The 20,535-nt window shown below is 40.7% G+C and carries 21 protein-coding genes and 1 other RNA gene; 7 read left to right on the forward strand and 15 right to left on the reverse strand.

Features of this window, described 5'->3' with window-relative positions:
• Positions 1-6: 6 nt before the first annotated feature.
• The 5 genes from E4661_RS00630 to E4661_RS00650 all read left to right on the forward strand — a co-directional run bounded on the left by E4661_RS00630 (position 7) and on the right by E4661_RS00650 (position 4,213).
• On the forward strand, positions 7-612 hold the full coding sequence (locus E4661_RS00630) for a hypothetical protein (RefSeq protein ID WP_136464879.1): 606 nt from the start codon (positions 7-9) through the stop codon (positions 610-612).
• Position 613: 1 nt separating this feature from the next.
• Entirely contained in the window at positions 614-910 is a 297-nt protein-coding gene (locus tag E4661_RS00635) for a winged helix-turn-helix domain-containing protein (RefSeq protein ID WP_136464880.1), read from the forward strand.
• A gap of 50 nt (positions 911-960) precedes the next feature.
• Positions 961-2,319 carry a cell envelope integrity protein CreD gene (gene creD / locus E4661_RS00640; protein WP_136464881.1) on the forward strand — a complete coding sequence of 453 codons (1,359 nt, stop codon included), beginning with the start codon at positions 961-963 and terminating at the stop codon, positions 2,317-2,319.
• Positions 2,320-2,376: 57 nt separating this feature from the next.
• A complete protein-coding gene (locus tag E4661_RS00645) occupies positions 2,377-3,024 on the forward strand; it encodes a DUF1361 domain-containing protein (RefSeq protein ID WP_136464882.1) in 648 nt (215 codons plus the stop codon).
• Positions 3,025-3,100: 76 nt separating this feature from the next.
• A complete protein-coding gene (locus E4661_RS00650) occupies positions 3,101-4,213 on the forward strand; it encodes an Sb-PDE family phosphodiesterase (RefSeq protein ID WP_136464883.1) in 1,113 nt (370 codons plus the stop codon).
• Here E4661_RS00650 and E4661_RS00655 read toward each other — a convergent pair.
• Together E4661_RS00655 and E4661_RS00660 are read right to left on the reverse strand one after the other, a co-directional pair.
• Entirely contained in the window at positions 4,210-4,509 is a 300-nt protein-coding gene (locus E4661_RS00655) for a hypothetical protein (protein WP_205728907.1), read from the reverse strand. The genes E4661_RS00650 and E4661_RS00655 overlap by 4 nt on opposite strands.
• 58 nt (positions 4,510-4,567) lie before the next feature.
• Entirely contained in the window at positions 4,568-5,773 is a 1,206-nt protein-coding gene (locus E4661_RS00660) for an NAD(P)-dependent oxidoreductase (protein ID WP_136464885.1), read from the reverse strand.
• Positions 5,774-6,197: 424 nt separating this feature from the next.
• Here E4661_RS00660 and ssrA point away from each other — a divergent pair.
• Positions 6,198-6,595: a transfer-messenger RNA gene (gene ssrA / locus E4661_RS00665) on the forward strand.
• Positions 6,596-6,850: 255 nt separating this feature from the next.
• A complete protein-coding gene (locus tag E4661_RS00670; RefSeq protein ID WP_313778890.1) occupies positions 6,851-8,074 on the forward strand; it encodes a site-specific integrase in 1,224 nt (407 codons plus the stop codon).
• Between the two features lie 787 nt (positions 8,075-8,861).
• Here the strand turns inward: E4661_RS00670 and E4661_RS00675 are convergent.
• Genes E4661_RS00675 through E4661_RS00735 form a run of 13 tightly spaced genes read right to left on the reverse strand, consistent with a single transcriptional unit; the run spans position 8,862 to position 20,238 of the window.
• The gene (locus E4661_RS00675) at positions 8,862-9,353 is read right to left on the reverse strand and encodes a hypothetical protein (RefSeq protein ID WP_136464887.1); all 492 of its coding nucleotides are present in this window, start codon (positions 9,351-9,353) and stop codon (positions 8,862-8,864) included.
• The gene (locus tag E4661_RS00680) at positions 9,350-10,315 is read right to left on the reverse strand and encodes a hypothetical protein (RefSeq protein ID WP_136464888.1); all 966 of its coding nucleotides are present in this window, start codon (positions 10,313-10,315) and stop codon (positions 9,350-9,352) included. Before E4661_RS00680 ends, E4661_RS00675 begins: the two co-directional genes overlap by 4 nt.
• Entirely contained in the window at positions 10,299-10,823 is a 525-nt protein-coding gene (locus tag E4661_RS00685) for a hypothetical protein (protein ID WP_136464889.1), read from the reverse strand. The genes E4661_RS00680 and E4661_RS00685 overlap by 17 nt, the downstream gene beginning before the upstream one ends.
• Positions 10,823-11,998: a PilN domain-containing protein gene (locus tag E4661_RS00690; protein ID WP_205728908.1), complete on the reverse strand. Its 1,176-nt coding sequence runs from the start codon at positions 11,996-11,998 to the stop codon at positions 10,823-10,825. The genes E4661_RS00685 and E4661_RS00690 overlap by 1 nt, the downstream gene beginning before the upstream one ends.
• 11 nt (positions 11,999-12,009) lie before the next feature.
• A complete protein-coding gene (locus E4661_RS00695; protein ID WP_168796298.1) occupies positions 12,010-13,902 on the reverse strand; it encodes a type II secretion system protein GspD in 1,893 nt (630 codons plus the stop codon).
• A gap of 1 nt (position 13,903) precedes the next feature.
• A complete protein-coding gene (locus E4661_RS00700; protein WP_313778716.1) occupies positions 13,904-15,322 on the reverse strand; it encodes a GspE/PulE family protein in 1,419 nt (472 codons plus the stop codon).
• A 9-nt stretch (positions 15,323-15,331) separates the two neighbouring features.
• A complete protein-coding gene (locus E4661_RS00705; protein ID WP_136464892.1) occupies positions 15,332-15,817 on the reverse strand; it encodes a hypothetical protein in 486 nt (161 codons plus the stop codon).
• Positions 15,814-16,257: a type II secretion system protein gene (locus E4661_RS00710; protein WP_240751386.1), complete on the reverse strand. Its 444-nt coding sequence runs from the start codon at positions 16,255-16,257 to the stop codon at positions 15,814-15,816. Before E4661_RS00710 ends, E4661_RS00705 begins: the two co-directional genes overlap by 4 nt.
• A gap of 4 nt (positions 16,258-16,261) precedes the next feature.
• On the reverse strand, positions 16,262-17,392 hold the full coding sequence (locus E4661_RS00715) for a type II secretion system F family protein (protein ID WP_136464893.1): 1,131 nt from the start codon (positions 17,390-17,392) through the stop codon (positions 16,262-16,264).
• Entirely contained in the window at positions 17,392-17,898 is a 507-nt protein-coding gene (locus E4661_RS00720) for a PilW family protein (protein WP_136464894.1), read from the reverse strand. Before E4661_RS00720 ends, E4661_RS00715 begins: the two co-directional genes overlap by 1 nt.
• Positions 17,861-18,205: a hypothetical protein gene (locus E4661_RS00725; protein ID WP_136464895.1), complete on the reverse strand. Its 345-nt coding sequence runs from the start codon at positions 18,203-18,205 to the stop codon at positions 17,861-17,863. Before E4661_RS00725 ends, E4661_RS00720 begins: the two co-directional genes overlap by 38 nt.
• Positions 18,183-19,400 (reverse strand): hypothetical protein, encoded by a 1,218-nt coding sequence (locus tag E4661_RS00730; protein WP_136464896.1) that lies wholly within the window; start codon positions 19,398-19,400, stop codon positions 18,183-18,185. The genes E4661_RS00725 and E4661_RS00730 overlap by 23 nt, the downstream gene beginning before the upstream one ends.
• Complete coding sequence (locus tag E4661_RS00735) at positions 19,393-20,238, reverse strand: toxin-antitoxin system YwqK family antitoxin (protein WP_136464897.1); 846 nt, start codon at positions 20,236-20,238, stop codon at positions 19,393-19,395. The genes E4661_RS00730 and E4661_RS00735 overlap by 8 nt, the downstream gene beginning before the upstream one ends.
• Positions 20,239-20,535: the final 297 nt, after the last annotated feature.

Consider the following 20,535-nt stretch of genomic DNA (forward strand, 5'->3'; position numbering starts at 1 on the left):
TTTAAAATGGAATCAAAAAAATACTTGGACGATATTTCCCAAATCAAAGATTTGATGAACCGTTCATCCCGTTTTATCTCCTTAAGTGGGCTTTCAGGAATTCTTGCTGGCATTTATGCGATTACGGGGGCAGCTATAACTTATGTGTTCCTTTTACCCAAAGGTGACTATGTGGTTTTACATAGCTGGAACTTTAAAATGATCATTGGTATTTCAATTGGTGTTGCTGTCTTAAGTTTGATAACCGCTTATCTGCTTACCTCACAAAAAGCCAAAAAGAACAATGAGAAGGTCTGGGACGAAACGACCAAAAGGCTGCTCATCAACTTTCTGGTTCCCTTGGTTACCGGGGGAATCTATATCCTAATTAAATTAAATAGCCAACACTACGGGCTCACCGGCTCATTAATGCTCATTTTTTATGGTCTGGCCTTGGTAAACGCATCAAAATATACCATTGGAAACGTGCGATATTTAGGCTACGTAGAAATCATTTTGGGTTTAATATGTGCCGCTTTCCCCGGTTATGGTTTTTGGTTTTGGGTCATAGGTTTTGGATTTTTGCACATCATTTACGGAAGCCTAATCTATTTTAAGGAAGGAAAGGGGTAATATGGGGCTTATTGACAACATTAATAAATTGTTTGACCATCGCATTCGTCTGGGCATAATGTCCATTCTTATGGTAAATGAGGAGGTCGATTTTAACAGGCTTAAGGAATTGCTGAATGTTACCGATGGCAACCTAGCTAGTCATGCCAAAACATTGGAGAAAGCAGAGTACATCAAAATTGAGAAGTCCTTTATAGGCAAAAAGCCCAATACCCGTTATTCTGCCACCAAACTGGGCAAACTATCCTTCAAAAAACATATTGAAGCCTTGGAACACATCATTAAAAATCAAACATAAATTTTTTTATTAATTCACTTTGTATTTCAAAGTACTTTACTTTATAAAACATGACATCACAAAAACAAAAAATCGGAAACTGGTTCAGAAATTCCATTTCTGCCAAAATGTTAACAGTAGGATTTTTGATACTCATCCTCCTTATCCCCCTTGGATTTGTAAAAGACCTAATTCGCGAAAGAGGGTTTAGGCAAACCGAAGTCATTGAGGAAATCAACACTAAATGGGGAAATCAGGTAGTGCTCAATGGTCCCATTCTAAAAGTCCCCTACAACATATATGTGGAAGAAAAGGTATTCGATGAAAAAACCAAAACCTTTATTACTTCCCAAAAACCCGAAAGGCACACGGCCTATTTTTTTCCTTGGGAGCTGAACATTAAGTCCGAAGTGCAAACACAGCCTTTGGAACGTGGTATTTATGAGTCCGTAGTTTATTCCTCCGAAAATCAAATCAAAGGTAAGTTTGCACAGCTTGATTTTTCTTCTAGGGAAATCAAAGCAGAAGATATTCTGTGGGACAAAGCCTCTCTCCTATTCAAAACCAGTAATCTCAAGGGCATTCGGAATACAGTCAAGGTGACTCTGGGAGATAAAACCTATGCATTGAAGCCCAAATTCGATAATTCGTACATGAATACGTTAGAATCTGGTTACTTAACGGATTTGAAAGAAATCCAGGAAAAACCACTTGCCTTCCAATCCGCCATTGCCATAAATGGAAGTAGCAGCCTACAGTTTATTCCTATTGGAAAGGAAACCACAGTGGCCATGAAATCTAACTGGCACTCCCCTAGTTTCAATGGCAATTTTCTGCCGGAAACAGAAGGCAAAAAAATTACGGATAAAGGGTTTGAAGCCCAATGGAAGGTATTGGAAACCAACCGAAGGTTTGGGCAGTACTTTTTTGACAGCCTTCCAAGTCTTTCCGATTTCTCTTTTGGCACCGAATTTTTGGTTCCCATCGATGATTATCAAAAAACAGAACGTACCAGCAAGTATGGTCTAATGATTATTGGACTTACGCTTCTGGTCTTCCTATTGATTCAAATCAGCAGTAAAATAGCAATCCACCCTTTTCAGTATCTGATGATCGGGTTGGCCCTAGTGATGTTCTATACCCTGCTCATTTCCATTTCGGAGCACCAAAACTATTTGATTGCCTATTTGATTTCAGGAATATCCGTGGTCACGTTGATTACCACCTATTCACGTTCCATTCTAAAAAATCCAAAGTTTACACTATTAGTCTTAGGTTCCATGTTCAGCTTGTACACCTTCATTTTTGTGATTATTCAATTGGAAGACTATGCCTTGCTTGTAGGCAGCATAGGCCTCTTTGTAATATTGGGGATTATCATGTTCACCTCAAGAAAAATTGATTGGACCGGAACCCAACAGCCTGCTTAACGCTCATTTGCACCGCTCATAATCCTGTGAGCGGTGCTTTACCCATAACTGTTTGACATGTTCAGAATACAGCATCTATTCCGTTTTGTTTTGCATTCGTATTACCCTTTGATACTTTCTCTGGCTTTTGTAGCCTTTCTATTGAGTCTACGCATTTTAGTTACGGGCACTTTCTTCTATTCCTTTTTGGCATGGAATCTTTTTTTGGCCACCATTCCCTATGTCATAAGCCAAATGGCTTTATTTTATAACATAGTCCGAGTAAGAAAGCATTTAAGATTTATCGTATTTGCTTTGTGGTTAGCCTTCCTCCCAAATGCACCTTATATTATCACGGACATTATTCACCTTCACAACATACATTCCAGCTGGCCATGGTTTGACCTATTCATGGTTTTTGCCTTTGCCTGCAACGGACTTTTGCTCTTTGTGCTTTCCCTCGCCGATGTCGTAGAGCTTTTGAGCTCCGCTGTTTCCAAAAAGTGGATTCAGTTCCTTGTTTTCTGTATATGTATTCTGAGTGGATTTGGGATTTATCTTGGAAGGTTTTTACGTTTCAATTCTTGGGACCTTTTATTTAAACCTGAGCATTTGTTCTTGGAAGTACTTGGAAGTCTTACCTATCCTTATGCTTATTTGATGACCTTCTCTTTTGGGTTGTTTTTATGGATCATCTTTTCAATTTTTAATTGGATAAAACAATGATGCCTTTTAATCAAAAGAAAACCATGAGTATTATGCTCTAATCCAACAGTTTCATACATTTGAAAAAACCATCAGCATGAAAATCCAAACCATCCTTTTTGCATTTCTTTTTACTATAGCCCTACACGCACAACATTCGCATACGAGTACAAAGGCACTTTCGTTTCCAGATGTGCCAGGGTATAAAACACTAAAAACGGATTTTCACCAACATACCGTTTTCTCGGATGGAAGTGTTTGGCCCAATATTCGAATAATGGAAGCATTGCGGGATAATTTGGATGCTGTTTCGTTGACTGAACACTTAGAATACCAGCCCCATTCCAAAGATATTCCCCACCCAGACAGGAACAGGGCCTATGAAATTGCCCTCGATGAAGCCAAAAACCATGATTTATTGGTTATCCCCGGCTCAGAAATCACAAGGGAAGCCCCAATCGGACATAGCAATGCTATTTTTATTACAGATGCCAACAAATTAGTGGTGGATGAAGCAGCCGATGCTTTTGCTGCAGCCAAAAAACAAAACGCTTTCGTATTTTGGAATCACCCGGCTTGGCATCCGCAAAATCCTACGGGAAATCCAAATTTGAGCGATTTTCAAAAAGAACGGATAAAAAAAGGAGAGTTGCATGGAATTGAAGTTATAAATGACGGAGATTATGCCGAAGAATCCTTGGCACTAGCCTTGGAACAGGGTTTAACCATTATGGGGACCAGTGACATCCACGGACTCATTGACTGGCATTTCAAGGAAAAAGGACATGCTCGCCCTATTACTTTGGTTTTTGCCAAAGAAAGAACCAAAGAAAGTCTTAAAGAAGCGCTATTCGCAGGAAGAACGGTTGCTGTTTTTGATGATCTTATGGTGGGAAAGAAAGAAAACCTATTGCCCCTGCTCAATGCCTGTATCCAAGTTAAGGAAGCCAAGTATATTGGAAAAACCTCCGTCTTGAGGGTGACTTTGGAAAATGTATCAAGCACGGATTTATTGTTCGAAAATTTGATGCCTTATACTTTTTATTCCAACCCAGCGGTGTTCACTGTTCCTGCCAAAGGAACCAAAACGCTTCAAATCAAAACTTTGGAACGATTGGACCAAATTGAGCTCAAACTGAGTGCCATCAGAACTTATATTGCGCCAAAGGAACATGCGGTATTAAGCAGAACGGTTGCTGTAGAAAATTAGGCCACCGAAAAGAGATGCGAACCGTTTATCTCTTGGTCAAAACTGACTTTTATTTTTTCGACGATATCCCTTGGGGTGCGTTCGGAAATCCAAATCCATTGGTTTTTTAAATCTACATCGAAATAAAAACTGGAAAAATCGATAGGATGATCACCATCGAGTTGCGACAACAGAAACTTAGTGATTCTTGGCCTTAGGCGGTATTCTAAATCAATGCGGGCCTTCTTTAGTGAAGGGTTGTCATCGCCAGATATTATCCAATTAAATGTCAAGTTATTAACTATAAGGGCATTCAATATAGGAAAAAATAGTACTCTGCCGACAAATCTGAATCCACTTACCCAACCAAAGTGGTTATTCTAGGCCATCAACATAATCCTGAAGGTAGTTGTAGTGTTCCGTTAACTTTCCATTTTGGGTCATTCGGGCACGCTCCAAAATGCCATCTTCGTCATTATTAAAAAAAGCTGGAATCACATATTTTGAGAAAGCTTCGCCAAAACCATTGCTGGCATCCCTTGGCAATTCACAGGGCAAATTATCCACTGCCATTACGGCAACGGCGTCCGGATTTTTGAAATCTACCTCTTTCTCCGTTTGGGGATCATACCCATATATGGGATCGGCAATCGTACTGGGTTTAATGGTGGTGGCCACAGGACCATCGATATCGCAACTTACATCGGCCACTACCTTGATTTTGAAATCAGGGTGTTTGACATCTTCCCTAGTGTACAAATAGGGGGCGCCATCTCCGTAAAAATGACCTGCAATGTAAAAATCGGTTACTTCGGCAAAGCGAAAGAAGTTGGATCTGTATTCCTCTGGATTGGCAAAAAAGTCAGCTTTGTTTCCACGAACCCCATCTTTGCGCTTGTTGTATTCGGAAGCATCTATCTGGCAATAAACCGGTTCGTTGAAAGAATCTTTTAGGAACTCTGCTACATTGACTTTTTTGAGCTCCATGGCATCCAACATTTCACGTGCACCGTTACCAACCCTACCCCTTCCTGTAAGCAATATTTTGATGTTAGGTAGTTTTATTTTTCGTAATTCGGAAATCAGTTCTTGTTGGTCGCGAAGGGTTTCCGCCTTGGGTAAATCGAATAAATCGTACTTTAAACCATAAGTCCGCATTCCGTTATAAGCCCCCACGATTCCAGCATAGCGTCCGAAAGCCACTAAGCGCATCCCTTTGGTGTTGGTGATGACCTCATGATCGTACAGCTCAATATTCTTCTCCAGAACAGCCTTGAGCAGTTTACGGTTATAGGGTTGTTTTTTTATGGTGTGGGAAAAGAAAAAGTATTTTTTGTTCGGAATCAATGCCTCAATGGGTACTTCCTTAACACCTAATAGTACATCGCAGGTTTCCATGCTATTGTTGACGTGAATGCTCGCTTGTTGGTACTCTTGGTCCGTGAACACACGAATGGGTGAAGATTCCACCTCTATTTGTGCTTGTGGAAAGTTGGAAAGTACGTTTTGGCATTCGGTAGGTGATAAGACCACTCTACGGTCAGGAGGATTCTTTTGTTCTCTAATGATTCCGAATTTCATTAATTATATAACTTTTTGTTTTACAATTGTTACAAACATAACATTTAAGCTTTGGTATTCAAAACTTTTTTCGGAACAGTTTTTGGAATACCTTTGCTGGCTTGCCTACCGAAACAATTGTAGGTAGGTTGCGTTAGGCATCTCGACTGCTCCTTCGACAAGCTCAGGATGACAGCTTGATGTGACAAATGTAGTTTGAAAACTAAAATTTGCGTTAGGGATAGAGGCAAGTACCCCGCTTTCGCACTGCCTTAGCAGGGCAAGCGTGTACAGCCGATAGCCAGGCGCTCCGAAACCAATAGTCTTTGAAACCATTTGGTGAAAAAGACTGGTGAAGGAGCGAACGCCCGCAAAAATACTATTGTTCTTTGATAAAAAAATGAGAAAAGATTCTTGCTTTTGCAGGAATAACAGTTCTCATTATGGGGCCGACTGGTTTTGACAGCGAGACCAATTGGATTGTAAGCATGCCGAGCGCTGGGATATAGCTCGTTAATATCATTTTCCAAACTTTTAATTGGCGATAATAATTACGCTCTTGCCGCTTAATCTGAATTATAGTAAGATTAGCCTCGTCTCTACTAGGTAGAGAAGCGAGATGTTCCTGGATAGCCCTTGTTGACGGCGATTCGTTTTGGAGCACCAAAAAAGTCAACATAAGGGTACCATGGCTTTGATGGTATCACCAAAATCTTAAGAAGCTAAGTGTACAATAGGCGGTCTTTGGTCGGTTGTGCATCGAAAATTGAACAGGGACTAAGCATGTAGAAAGCAATGCCATTGCTTGTTTGGACGAGGGTTCGAATCCCTCCGGCTCCACTTTTTAGTCACTATTCTAAACCATTAAACCTGTAAATTATTGATTTACAGGTTTTTTTATTTTTATTGATGTTAAATGATATCATATAATATCGTCCAAAAAGTGACTTATTCGGTGAGCATTTAGAAACTAAAAAAAGTACTCACCGAATAGCATGTAATTAATTGATTTTATGCCAATTAAATAGTTTGTATTTGACATTTTTCTTACCTTGAAATGAATTTAATTCGGTGAGTAAAATGAATCCTTCCTTCTCTATGCTTTTTTACTTAAAAGGCAAACATCTTGAAAAATCCGTGAAAGTCCCTATATACTTGAGATTGACAGTGAATGGCAAACGCAGCGAATTGAGTATTTCTCGTAAAATTGAGCCTAAAAAATGGCATGCCAAGTTGGGAAAAATGAAGGGAACCGACCCAGAATCTGTTCAATTAAATCAATATTTGGATACAGTACGAAGTAAAATCAACAGGATTCATCAACGGTTTATAGACGAAGAAAAACCGTTTACCGCTTCCGATATCAAATATGCTTACTCCGATAAAGGGGATAAATTAAAAATGTTGGTCGCAGTTTTTAAAGAGCACAATGAGCAAATGAAAAAGCTCATAGGCAAAGATTTTGCACTTGGAACCTGGAAGCGTTACAATACTACCAAGAAGCACGTTCAAGAATATGTGAGGGCAGAATACCGCTCTTCTGATATACCTCTAAGAGATGTCAATTTAAAGTTTATAAAGGGTTTCGAATACTTTTTGAAAACCAACAAAAACTGCAATCACAATTCATCTTTAAAATATATCAACAATTTCAAGAAGATTATACGGCTTGCGGTCACACATGAATGGATTTCCAAAGACCCATTCTATAACTTCAAAGTACAATTCAAGTCTGTAGAACGTGAATATCTCACGAAACAAGAATTGGAATCAATTATAAGTCTAGAAATTCGCATGCCAAGATTAGACGTTGTTAGGGATATGTTTGTCTTCTGTTGCTTTACTGGTTTGGCTTATATCGACATCAAAAAACTCACTCCAAACAATATCGTACCCCATATTGATGGAAGTCAATGGATTCAAAGTGCAAGACAAAAGACCCGTTCGAAATTGGGTATCCCTTTGCTTCCAACTGCCATGGAAATCATCGATAAATATGAAAATCATCCACGGGTCAAAAATGGGGAATGTGTAATTCCGGTATTAAGTAACCAAAAATCAAATTCTTACTTAAAAGAAATTGCAGACCGATGTGGTATCACCAAAAATCTCACCACGCATTTGGCTCGGCATACTTTTGCTACTACAGTAACCCTTTCAAACGGAGTTCCAATTGAGACCGTGGGCAAGCTTTTGGGACACAAGAATCTTCGTACTACACAACATTACGCCAAGATTGTCAACAAGAAAGTTAGAGATGATATGGCTATATTAAAAGATAAATTGGCACATAACGCAAAGACCAACCAATCTTCAATGTAAATTCCAAAACTTCTTTTCAACCACATTTTGGTTAGCGGAGCGCAAAGCTCCCAAATCCACCATATCTAACCTGCGCTGGATCCTGTTTCGATTTTATAGCGTGCCGGTAGCTAAGCGTGAAGTAAAATCGAAACAGGGCGCACTTGCTATTTTCAAATCCTCTCTCTTGTCAATATTCTATCTCAAAGCATTGTTCAAATTGCAACAAATAACTTCAAAATAAATCCGTGAAAAAAGGTTGCTTAAATAGCCTCAATTTGTAGCAAAAAATATTATTTACAGTAAATTTTTTCAGTGCTTATAGGGGTTCCCAAGGTTTTTACAGTAAAAATCTTTTTTTACAGATTTTAAAAACATTATAATATACTGAAAATCAATTGACTAAAAAACGTAACGTCGCTTTAGCGCGTTACCCTCTTGCTTTACCTTCTTCGTCCTGCTGGCAGGACAAAAAATGTAAACACTATGTGCTTTAAGTACCTATTAAGTGAACGCAACATCCATCAAATTTTATGTAAAATTAGAATTGAATGTTTCTGCTTATTATTTAGCCATAAATGAATTTAATTGAATAGATTATCTGATATCAATTGCTTTTTTAGTACATTTTTGAATTCTCAGGTTTTGGTGAGCAATCCAATGTACATTAAGAATGTTTGTCTTGAGAAGCAACAACTCGGGTAATTTCCATATTAAGTTTGGATATGTATACACTAGGAAGCCCCAGCTCAATAGAAAGATTATATAAAAAGTCAGCTCTGAAGAATTAAAAAATGGTACGGAACCCCTACTTCTCCAATATCTTAATCATACCATTCCGCTTAAGCAATACGGAATCCTTATAGATTTTTAGCACCTGTACATCTTCAACACTTTTTTTCTCTCGTACCCTATGAAGCTTATTGTCAATCTTTATTATTGCCAATTTGCCAGATTGGGAGTCCCCCTTGAGATAGCCAAAATACTGAAGCTTTGGCCAATTGACATTGGACTCCTTTCTTCGAACGGGGGCGATATTCTTTTTTGATGTTTTGGGCAGTGTTTTTGGAATCGTGGTTTTTCTATTGGCCATAACATCCAAAAAGGGATCCCTGTCCAAAACGGCAAGTTCAAAAGTATCTTTTTTGAACTTTGGTAATGGATCATTTATGGCAATGGGGTGCAATACTGCTTTGTCCTCGTCAGTATTTCCAAAATAGAACAAGGCCCTTTTGGTCACAAAGCCCCAAATTATCAACAGCCCCAGCCCCAACACTATGTTTATGGTCTTTTTTTTCATTCCACGGTTATACTTCTAGTTTCACTATAGACACCTTGGTTACCCGAACTGTCCATAATTCTTACCCTCCAATAGTAATCACCCGTATCGGGAAAGGTATGTTGTTGTTCCCCTCCCCCTTCTTCAATGGTATATGATCTAGCAATAGCGGTAAAGTTCTCATCTGTGGAGATTTCCAACAGGCTCTCCAAAGGTGACTGTACCTCACCGGTATCATCTCCCAAATTCCAAGTAAAATTGACCGTTGTAGAAACCGTTGCATTGTCATTGGGGGCGGTCAAGATGGGTTGACCTGGAACTGTCGTATCCAAGAACAATGTCCTAGAAGAAAATGGGGTCTCACTATTTTCATTGACCGCCTTGACCGACCATTTATAAACTGCATCTTCATCCATAACACTGGAATCAAGGGTATATCCCACATTTAGAATATCCTGCTGCTGAAGGACAACCGAGGTATTGTCCCCAACTGTCTTTTCGACCTGTAATCTATAAGATTCCGCCGATTGAACGGTTCCCCAATCTAGGATCACGGTGTTGTTCTTCGAATAGAAATTTTCAGATGGTGAGTTCAAAAACACCCTTTGTTCAGAAAGATCGTTAGTAGATTCAACGGAAAAACGTTCTGGAAAGCTATAACTGGAGACATAGGCAAAGTTCTCGCCTCGTACTCGCCAATCATACGTTCCCGATTCCATTTGGATGGCAAGCGAACCACTTGAAACCAGAGAATCCAAAACTATCTCAGATGTGGGTTCCTGTGATACTTGTACCCTGTAGTTGTCCGCCCCTTCCAATGGGCTCCATCGATACGTGACCGAATTACCGATAATCACCTGATCATCTTTAGGGGATACAACGGTCATGACATCATCGGAGATATCTTCTTCAAAAACATCATCACACCCCAAAAACAATAATACCATCACTAATGTACGGCTAACACTATATACTCTTTTCATAATTCTGGAATATTAAAAGCACCTTGAGCTTATTTTTTTTCCTGTTCCGATCTTTCTGTTTTACAAACGACACTCCCACCAACGATGAAGCTTTAAAGTTCTTTTCATAATCATAGACCACCCTGGACAGGGCGGTATAACTTCCTTGCAGAGTCAATTGGTTCGTGATGATATCAAAGCCTTTAGCGTTGGAAAAATGGGTTTCACTGAGTTCATCGATTTCCACATTAGTGTACCGGGTAGCAAAATCCAAAATGGACTGTTGCGCGACATCGGGTCGGATTCCCTGTTGTCCCAATAGATTGTCATAAAAATCCATTTGTTGCTGCAATTGCTTTGAATCATGGTTGGAGTTCTTCATAAACTCCAGTTTCCCCTTAACCTCCTGCATTTGGACATAGGCATTTTTTGTGACCTTGAACGATCTTTTGTTGGCGGCTAGAAACAAGACCAACAACAATACTAAAAGGCCTATCAACTTCTGTTTATGGGAATAGTTTTCAAACATTATTCTATATCTATTTTTAGGGAGAAGGCATCCGAATTCCCATCGACTTTGTTCAAGTTCAGTATTTCAATTTTTCTCACCCAAGGATTTTTCCGCAACCTTTTCACCCATTGGTTCAGAAAAAAACTATTGCTTGTTCTACCGTTTATAAGGAGTGTATTGAAATCCATCGATATGGTTTCATTTCCCTTGACCTTCTTCAACAATGGATTTACCTGGAGTCCGTTCAATGTGATTCCTTCAGGAACTGTTTTTACAACCTCATTGACATAAAAGGAAATGAAGTTTTTGTTCAACACCCCCGAGTTCTCAACAATAAAGCGTTTGTTGATCACATCTTCCTCCATTTTTTTGAGCTGCGCATAGTTGTCATTGAAATGATAGAGCTGCTCTTCATACTCCACATACTTCTTATTGTAGTGTTGTAGCAACAAATAACTGCCCATAAGGGCCAATAAAAAAAGGGCTAGTGCTCCCACCGAAGCATATTCAAATATCCTTTTTTGCTTTTGTTCCTTTAGATTGGCAAATAGATAATCTGCGTCATAATCAATGCTATCCGATGGGTACAAGTGGCTCAACAAGGAGGACAAGAGCACAACTTCATTTCCGCTTAATCGATCGTCACCGACCAGATATGTTGGGGAGTCAAGTTCGTGACCCACACGTGCATAATCCATAAGGTCGGTATTTCTAAAGACCAATTGTTCACCATCCAACTGCAAAACATCCCCATTGACCATACCCTTGCCTATATGGGCTACGAAAGGCCCTATACTGTAATCGACCACTTGGTATTTGGCATCCTTAAATATGGCAAATTGTCCATCTACCGTTTCCTTTCGGCAGATGGAAATGAAGTTATGGGCATCCTGAAAAAGGGTATAGCTATAAAAATCATCGGGATTTCCATTGAAAAGGACTTCCTTGATGTAATTCCCTTTTGTACTGACTTTTTTACTGACAACACCTCTTCCCGAAAAATTGAGTATGATTTGTGTATCGGTTTTTACTTCCTTTTGGATCTGATCAAAATCATTTGCAGCAAAAGATTTTTTTACCGATAGCTGTTCCTTATCCTTTTCAAGTTCCAACACATGGTACTTTATGGCGTCACCAAAAACAACCCTTATGACAGCAAAGGTCTTGCTGCCGAAAATGTCGATATTTTTCAAATTTAAAAGCATCAATACACTACTGTTGGTTTGATAAAGACATGGAGTTTAGACTTGCTGTTGCTCTTCCTTCGACTACTGAAGAACCATTTTAAAACGGGAACCTTCGAAAGTCCAGGTGTTCCGGTGCCGGAATTCTCTTTGTCCAATTGATCAAGGCCGCCCAACAAAATCATCTCCCCGTTCAAACAGCGTACCAAGGACTCAAATTGTTGTGTTGCCTTTCCTGGAGGGGCATTCTCACCCTGTCTCCCTAAAAAGGTACTCCGTTCCACCAAGATGTTCAAGGTAATCTGCTCGTCCTTGGACACAAAGGGTTTGATATTGACACTCAAGTTGGCATCGGTAGATTTCCATTGGCCCGATTGCAGTATGTCATTCCCCAGACCACTGTTGATCAACCTATTGTTCTGTTCAAAATAATAGCTGGTCTCACCGATGGAGAGTTTGGCATCATGTCCGTTCAGGGTGGATATCTTGGGAGTAGATTTCAGATTAATGATCGAATTGTTCTCCAATGCCCTTAGGTTCAAGTAGAAATTCTCCGTAACCTTCCCAAGATTGAATATACCAAAGCCATTAAAGGCATCGATGAGCGAGTTTACCGAACTACTGTTCATGGACACATCGGTAGTGGGAAAAAGGACACCGGAAGTTGTCCTGCGTTCATTGTCCAAACCGGCCTGGAGCCCTGTTTGCACCTCGCTTGATTTTTGGTACTGGACAATCAATACCTCGATCAGTATCATCGGTACGACCACATCAATTTCCTTGATGTACTCTTTGATCTCCAAAATGCGTGGCCTTGATCCAGAAATAACGAATCCGTTAAGTTCAAAAAATTCTTTGATCTCTACGTTTTCCACTAAATCCTTGGGCAACGTCTCCAATACCGTCTCGATTGTCCGGTTTTCCAATTGGATCAATTCAGTACTTCGGAGTCCTTCCACATTTTGATCTCCAATAAGGTAAAAATCTCCAGTTTTCTTATAGGTGAACTTTTTGCCCTTGAACACATGATCCAAAAGATCTTCGAAGGTGATCATTTCGGAGACCAAGGTTGTGGTAAGCCCATCCGGTCGGTTGTACATAAAGTAATTGACATGCAATTGGTCTGCCACTTCAGTGATCAAAGCGGTAATATCGGCATCAAAGGCCTTTATGCTGATATATCCATTGTCCTCGACCTTGATCTCTGCGGAGGATTCCAAACTGGCCAAGCTCTTCAGGCCTTTCCCTTTTTTCTTTGGATTGTTGGACGGCTCGATGGGCTCCATATCCTTTTCCAGATAATAAAATCCATTGTCATCGATGGTCAAGATCATCTGATTGGATTTGGCCATCATTTCGACCACTTGCTCAAAGGGACGGTTCAAGATATAGGCCGATACCTGTTTGTCTTTCAAGGCAGGGCCTAGTACGAGGTTCTTACCTGAGATGTCCGTAATCCGTTTTGCCACGCTTTCCAATGGTTCATTGGAAAGCTTGATGGAAAGGAAATTGTTCTTGTCATTATAGGTGGCCTCTATTTCCTTGGGCTTGGGCAATTCCTTGACCTCTCGTTCAACTTTCTTTTTTGAAAACACGATGATATTGTTGACAATGCCAATCTCCAAATCGAATTTCTTTACAATGAACAGAAATACATCCTTTACTGGAATCTCAAAAAAACTGCTCTCCACCACATTGGAAAGTTCGGAATCCACACTCAAATTTATCTTGTACTCAAGGGCTACGGAGTTCAAAAATTCATAAATGGTAAGCCCCGAAATATCAATGGTTATCTTTTCATTCAGTGCTTCATGTTCAACTGCATAGTCAGTGAGCAATGTTTCGGCATCTGATTGCGCAAACACACCAAAGCTTATGGAAAGAAAGAATATGTATGTCAAAAAGTTCTTCATATCATGCATTGATTAATAGGGAATAAATTTCCTCAATGGAGGTCGTCCCATCCGATAGCAGGTCAAATGCCTTGTCCGCAAGGGTCTGATAATCATATTTAATGTTGTCCTTGATATTCTGGGGATGCTCTTTGATAACGGAAACGATATCATCGAGCATGGGAATCACCTCATAAATGGCAACCCTTCCCTTGTAACCTGTGTAGTAACAATCTGGGCATCCCTTTGGCCCATAATAGCTTTCCAAAGGTTTGGGTATTGTATAGCCCATGGGAAAATCCTTGGAATCAAAAGGCACCTGTTCCTTACAAGAACCGCAAAGCCTTCGTAATAAACGTTGGGCAACCGAGGCATTCAGGGTCTCAGCGATATAAAAAGCAGGCACCCCCATATCCACCAATCTGGAAATGGTTCCTATGGCCGAGTTCGTATGGATGGTGGACAATACCAAATGCCCTGTAAGCGAAGCACGTATGGCCATTTTTGCAGTTTCCGCATCCCTGATCTCCCCTAGCATGATAATATCCGGATCCTGCCTTAAAAACGATCGCAATGCACTGGTGAAATTCAAACCGATATCCTCCTTTAACTGTACTTGGTTGATTCCTTTGAGCGTATATTCGATAGGATCTTCCACCGTTACAATATTCCGCTTGTTATCATTCAACAGTTTTAAGGTAGCGTATAGTGTAGTGGTCTTTCCTGAACCGGTAGGTCCACTGATCAGCACAATTCCATTGGATTGCTTTATGGCCTCTTTATATATTCTATATTGTTTTTCCTCAAACCCCACATCTTCAAGGTTCAAGTGGGAGGTGTCCCGTCCCAATAAGCGCATCACGGTTTTTTCCCCATGCAGAGTCGGCAAAATGGATACTCGAATGTCAAAATCCTCATAATTGATACGCCCGTCCTGTGGCAGTCGTTTCTCGGTAATGTCCAGATTGGCCTCAATCTTTATTTTATTGGTCATTTCCAAATAGGAGTCCTTGGGAAGTTTGTACTTTTCAATGAGCAGCCCATCAATGCGAAACCGTATCCGGGCCTCGTCCTCGTATACCTCAAAATGGATATCACTGCTCCCAATGGCCTTGGCCTCCATCACCAGATTGTCCAAAAAATCCTTTCCAGTGGAAATGGTCTGCCCGTTATCCACGTTCCCGGTAAACTCTTCCTTTCTGTAATATTCATAGAGTGCCTTGTTCAATACCTGCTCAGGCACTTCACAGAACAGGATCCTTTTTCCCAAATAGAGCTCCAATTCTTCAGCGGTAGTCTGCGTGGCATTTGATGTCGAAACATAAAGTTCCAATGCTTCACCCGATTCCTTCTTGGGTACAACACGGTAATGGTGAGCCAAATCGGCATTGATGATCTGTCTGACCTCCACGGATATCGCTATGTTCTCCAAATACTCCAAGATCTTGTTTTATAATAAAATATCAATGTCCGTTAGATGCTGTGCCAGTGTTGTTCCAATCAAGAAAATGGACAGAAATCCTGCTAAAGGAATGGTTTTGTACTTAGGATATATGGATTTCATGACGATGAAGAGAACCAAGGAAAAGAGCATCCCCATAACAAAGAACTGGACATAGCCCCTGAAATGGAACAAGGGGACTAAAGCGATCAGAAACCATATATCACCCCAGCCAATAAGAGCATCAAAAGGGTTAACATACCTCTTTGCCTTAATTGAAAAATATAGGGTGACCACTAAAAGATTCAACGCAAGAAAAAGCAACGACGAGATCCAATCCATATGGATAAACCGCATCAAGTCCCAGTTAATGGCAATGCCCAGACCAAAAATGGCTACTGGCAGCAATATATGGATCAAGCGTAGTTTGACATCTTGGTAAACGACCAAGGCCAATACCGCCATCAATATGATATATAGTATACCCTGTATCAATCCTTTACTGTTTCGACCAACAATTTGTTATGATCCACCTCCCAAGTGTTGAAGTTGCCATCCCCATCAAAATCGGATAAGGAGACCGCCCTTGCCTTAAAGGAGTTTATCGAAGCTTCCATAATCTCTATCTTGTATATGGCCTGTCCGCCTTCGCTTATGGTCGGAGCCGGCTCAAATCCCAAAGCCTGAAAATCACTCGAATACTTTGAAAACCTATAAAAATGGCTTTTCTGCAGTCCATAAAGGTGGTTCAACATGCTTTGAGCCTCAATGGCCTTTGCCTGTGCGATTACCGAGGTCTGGTTGGGCAACACCAAAAGGATCAATATCCCAATGATGCAGAGTACCACCAATAGTTCCGACATGGAATAGGCCTTTGCCCACATTTTCTTTCGCAGGTTCTTTTTGAACCTTCCATTGCTCTTTATTCTTTTCATACGGTTAGTTTTGCAAAATTTTACTCAAATCGAACATGGGGGAATACATAGCTATCAAAACGACCCCAACAATTGAACCTATGACGACTATGATCAAGGGTTCAATGATCACCCCGATCATTTTGGTCTGGTGCTGGGTCTCCTCGTCATACTGCTTGGCCAAGCGTTCAAACATTTCATCCAAGGTATTTACCTGTTCCGCCACACTGACCATGGAGATCAGCTTAAAATCATAGATGGCATGCTTTGCCAATGCGGTGGATAGCAAGGTTCCTTTGGAAACATCGGATTTCACCTTTTCCAGACTGGCCTCAAAGGGATAAAAACTGATCATTTTTTGTATCAGGTCCAACGAGGTGATCAAGGGGGTCTTGGCACTCAACAACAAACTCAACGATTGGCAAAAACGGGTGACATATAGTTTTTGGACCAAATTGCCCAGAAATGGAATTTTGAGTAGCATTTTTGATCGGATCGACCGGTACGTCATATTTTTTCGATAGACATAGTGCAACACCATAAAAAATACAATGGTGCCAAAAAACACCGATGTGATCAAAGTGAAATTCTCTGAAAGCAATATCACTTTCTTGGTCAAAGCCGGTAGTTCCTTTCCAAATTGCCTGAAAACAGAAGAAAACATGGGCACCACATACTGCAACATGAAATACAGTACCCCAAGGGTCAAGAGCATTACAAAGGAAGGATAGGTGAACACCGATACCATCTGACGGGTGGTTTTCACCTTCCGGTCAAAAAACTGGCTCAGCTCTTGGAGCACCTTACCCAATTTCCGGGTCTCCTCCCCAATCTTTATGCTATAGTATTCATAGGCCGAAAACTCTCCGGATTCCTTAAAGGCCTCATACAGCGACTTGCCCCGCACCACCTGTTTGGTGATATCGGCAATAAACTGCTGGTGGACTTTCTTTTTTTGCTGGTTCTTCAATATATCCAGGGCCTGCCTAAAATCCACCCCGGAGTTCAACAGAGTGGCAAATTCCTTATAGAATTCAACCTTGTTCTTGTTTGAAAACCCTTTTTTGAGCTCCATTTTAAGAAAATCGGAACCCGCCTTCTTTTTCTGAAGGTTTTTTGGTCTGTTGGACTGGTATGTGGATATATTAATGCCCATTATTTGGTATACATCGAATTGATTCGATCCGCTATCGGTATTTCCTTTGCTTCATAAATGGTGATGGGCTCCCCGTCCATTTTGGTGGTCAATGCAATGCCCATATAACTTTCATTGGCTTTCAGTTCAAAACCAGAGATGCCAAGGTCAAATGTATCTTGTAAGGCACCTTCCCTATTTCTGATCACTTTATCCTCTAGGAACAGATAACCATGCTCCCCTTGCCTGAACCTTATGGTCAATCTGTTTTCCGTTTCCTTTTCAATGGCCAACCCCAAAAACAGATCAGTGGCCAATACGTGCTTAAACTGGTTAAAGGACACCATTTCCTCTTGATGCCTACCATAGGTGTACAATTGCTTGTTGAGCTGAACATAAATGGCGTATACCATCCCTATGATCAACGAACTGATGACCATGGCCACCAAAAGCTCTTGGATGGTAAATGCCTTGATATGTGCCTTTCGGTCATGGAGCAACCACATACGCATAGTTTTTTTTGCCATTGGGCAGATTTGCAATAAAGGTCACCTTATACGTATTGGCCGATCCCCTATGCTGCTCCACTTTTTTGTTGATAGTGAACCCTAGGAACGTATAGTCCTCATCTTCCAACTGCATTTCATATTGTGTTGCCCAGAGCAGTTCCTTTACTTTTTGTTCAGCTTTATAATAGGGCAATCCCCTATCCCTTTTTAAAACACTTACATAGACCACAATGGCAATGGACAGGCATACCGCCACAATCACCATGGCGATAATGGACTCCGTCAGCGAGCTTGCTTTTACTTTATAGCGTTTTGATGATGCCATAGGTCCTGTTATCGTTCTCGTTTACAATACTTCCCAGAAAAATATCGGACATGGCCCTGCTGTCAATGACCCCTTCCGCTATATAGTTTTCATAGGACGATGCTTTTGTCCTTAGGTAAAAGTTGCCCGTGTACAATGTCCCCAGAATTTCTCCCTTTAAGTCTGTACTTCCCTCACAGTACACCTCGCCGACAACTTGGGCATTCTTGGCAATATGGATGACGTTGAACCCTTTGTTGTTCCCCAATACACCCGTCATGACCACTTTTCCCAATATTTTAGAGCTTTCAGCGAGGTTCACTTTGGTTTCCTCAAGTGCTTTGCCCTTTAAGTAAATAGTGGATGGGTATTTTAAGGTGACGTTTTCCCCAAGAACCACTTTCTGCGAAGCAATGACCTGTACCGTGCCTTCAAAACCTTTTTCAAAAGCAACTATGGGTGCATCGATCAAAATATCCTCAAAGCGGTTGTCCTTTTTGATGAAAATGGAATCTTGGGCACGCAATACGATTTTCCCCATCAGTTCCCGACCCATGATCTGATTTTCCAGCATTCGTATATGCAACGGTTTGTCCTCGAATGTCCTATATATAGGCTTCACTTTTTCAAATTCATCCAGAAAATGTATCGTATCATTGCGTTGCTCAGGCAGGTAAAATGCTTCTTTAAGTTCGGGCAGTTTATTCTTTGAACGGTATTTTGTCCCCTCCAAAAAAGTAAAGGCACTGAACGATTGCGTGGTAATATATCCCCTTTTGATCCCTTTCTTGGGCAAATGGGCATCACCTACAATCTTGGCCTTGCCCACCATTTGCAACGGCTTGTCATTGTCCACCAAGTACAGTGCTGGCCTCGATTCCAATTTCCGACCTACTAGGACACTTCTGGAAACGGTGTCCTTTTTAAAGACCGATCGCACATGTAGTACAGGGTAAAGGCCCCATTGGGAAACGGTCCCATGGGAAACTATCCCGTTTTCAAAAAGATCTATAGTTTCAGAACCATTTTTAAGGCTTTCCACCTTGGCCAAATAATAGTTGGTGGCCGAGCGATTGTTCTCCAAAAGCTCGGTACGGGTCTCCATGTTCAGGGCGAAGAGATTGGAAAAATGGCTCATGAGCAATAGGGCCGAGCAGCAGATGCCCACCAACACACAGACCATAATGGCATAATATAACGAACCCGCCTTAAGCATTGGTCTTTTTTGGTTTTTTATCCTTTTTCCCGAACAGACGTTTAAAGAATCCATCTTTCCCTACATCGGCCTTCCCTTCAGGTTTTTTGGACTCTCTATCCTTTTTCTTTTTGGGCTTTGTGCTGGGTTTTTTCTCCCTTTTAGCAAAAAGTCTTTTAAAAAATCCTTGTTTTTTGAATGTTTCAGGGCTTTTTATACTTTCTCCACCAGCATCTTTTTTCTTTTTAAATAAGCGCTTAAGGAAAGAAGGTTTTTTAGGTAGGGAATCGTTGGTTATGGAGTCCGTTGGAACCAAGTTTCCCTTTTTAAAATAAAGGGTGTCTCCTTCCATGGGATAGATCCATTTTCCATTTTTAAAACCTTTCTTATATGTACCGGTCTCCAAGGTATTGCCCAAACTGTCCCTTTTCACAAACCTTCCGGAAATCCTACCACTCTTCCATAGGGAACGTGTGGCCAATCTTCCGTTTTGGTGCCATGTGTTCCAAACAGAAACTTTTAGCCCGTTTTTAAACACACCCTTTTCGGCAAGTTGGCTGTCCGGATAATACTTGAGGTATTCCCCATCCAGCAGTTCTCCGGCATAGTTGTTCTGAGAGGTGTGCACCTTTCGGGATTTGTACCAATGGTACATGCGCTTGCCCTTGGGTTCCGGGGTCTTGTCAGTCACATAAACAATCTCCCTACCTCCCTTATCATTGATGACCTTCCGATGTACCGACAGTTCAAATGTCTGCCCTAAAAGATTATTCGCGGATAACACAAACAACATTAAAAGAAGAAAGGGGATATACCCCTTGTTGAATACCAAATGACTATTTCTTGGTTGCCTTTTCATTATTGGTCTATAGCTTGACTTTATTTATGGAAATGACATTTCCTGTATTGAACGGACTCTTGGATCATGCTTCAAACTTCCAGTCTGGTGTTGTTCAGAAGTCTGTAAGAATCAACAGTTCGGTGCCCTATCCATTTGTTTATGCTTGATTGGGTTAATTGGTAAATGATTCCCCTGTTTTCATATAAGAATCATCTCAAATTTGTTCGAAAAGGATTGTGATAACAAGTCACATTCGATGAAGTGCAAAAAGTGCATCATGAAATACTCTGGAATTCGGTAACAGGATCTATTTCT

The sequence above is a fragment of the Flagellimonas onchidii genome, assembly GCF_004804315.1.
In the GTDB taxonomy this organism is placed as follows: domain Bacteria; phylum Bacteroidota; class Bacteroidia; order Flavobacteriales; family Flavobacteriaceae; genus Flagellimonas; species Flagellimonas onchidii.

Excerpts from the sequence above, each read along its gene's own strand:
- E4661_RS00685 (WP_136464889.1), bottom strand. The coding sequence starts at position 10,823 with ATGTTTGAAAACTATTCCCATAAACAGAAGTTGATAGGCCTTTTAGTA.
- E4661_RS00635 (WP_136464880.1), top strand. The coding sequence starts at position 614 with ATGGGGCTTATTGACAACATTAATAAATTGTTTGACCATCGCATTCGT.
- E4661_RS00630 (WP_136464879.1), top strand. The coding sequence starts at position 7 with ATGGAATCAAAAAAATACTTGGACGATATTTCCCAAATCAAAGATTTG.
- E4661_RS00735 (WP_136464897.1), bottom strand. The coding sequence starts at position 20,238 with ATGAAAAGGCAACCAAGAAATAGTCATTTGGTATTCAACAAGGGGTAT.
- E4661_RS00680 (WP_136464888.1), bottom strand. The coding sequence starts at position 10,315 with ATGAAAAGAGTATATAGTGTTAGCCGTACATTAGTGATGGTATTATTG.
- E4661_RS00730 (WP_136464896.1), bottom strand. The coding sequence starts at position 19,400 with ATGCTTAAGGCGGGTTCGTTATATTATGCCATTATGGTCTGTGTGTTG.
- creD (WP_136464881.1), top strand. The coding sequence starts at position 961 with ATGACATCACAAAAACAAAAAATCGGAAACTGGTTCAGAAATTCCATT.
- E4661_RS00725 (WP_136464895.1), bottom strand. The coding sequence starts at position 18,205 with ATGGCATCATCAAAACGCTATAAAGTAAAAGCAAGCTCGCTGACGGAG.
- E4661_RS00720 (WP_136464894.1), bottom strand. The coding sequence starts at position 17,898 with ATGGCAAAAAAAACTATGCGTATGTGGTTGCTCCATGACCGAAAGGCA.
- E4661_RS00710 (WP_240751386.1), bottom strand. The coding sequence starts at position 16,257 with ATGAAAAGAATAAAGAGCAATGGAAGGTTCAAAAAGAACCTGCGAAAG.
- E4661_RS00650 (WP_136464883.1), top strand. The coding sequence starts at position 3,101 with ATGAAAATCCAAACCATCCTTTTTGCATTTCTTTTTACTATAGCCCTA.
- E4661_RS00675 (WP_136464887.1), bottom strand. The coding sequence starts at position 9,353 with ATGAAAAAAAAGACCATAAACATAGTGTTGGGGCTGGGGCTGTTGATA.
- E4661_RS00715 (WP_136464893.1), bottom strand. The coding sequence starts at position 17,392 with ATGGGCATTAATATATCCACATACCAGTCCAACAGACCAAAAAACCTT.
- E4661_RS00695 (WP_168796298.1), bottom strand. The coding sequence starts at position 13,902 with ATGAAGAACTTTTTGACATACATATTCTTTCTTTCCATAAGCTTTGGT.
- E4661_RS00645 (WP_136464882.1), top strand. The coding sequence starts at position 2,377 with ATGTTCAGAATACAGCATCTATTCCGTTTTGTTTTGCATTCGTATTAC.
- E4661_RS00670 (WP_313778890.1), top strand. The coding sequence starts at position 6,851 with ATGCTTTTTTACTTAAAAGGCAAACATCTTGAAAAATCCGTGAAAGTC.
- E4661_RS00660 (WP_136464885.1), bottom strand. The coding sequence starts at position 5,773 with ATGAAATTCGGAATCATTAGAGAACAAAAGAATCCTCCTGACCGTAGA.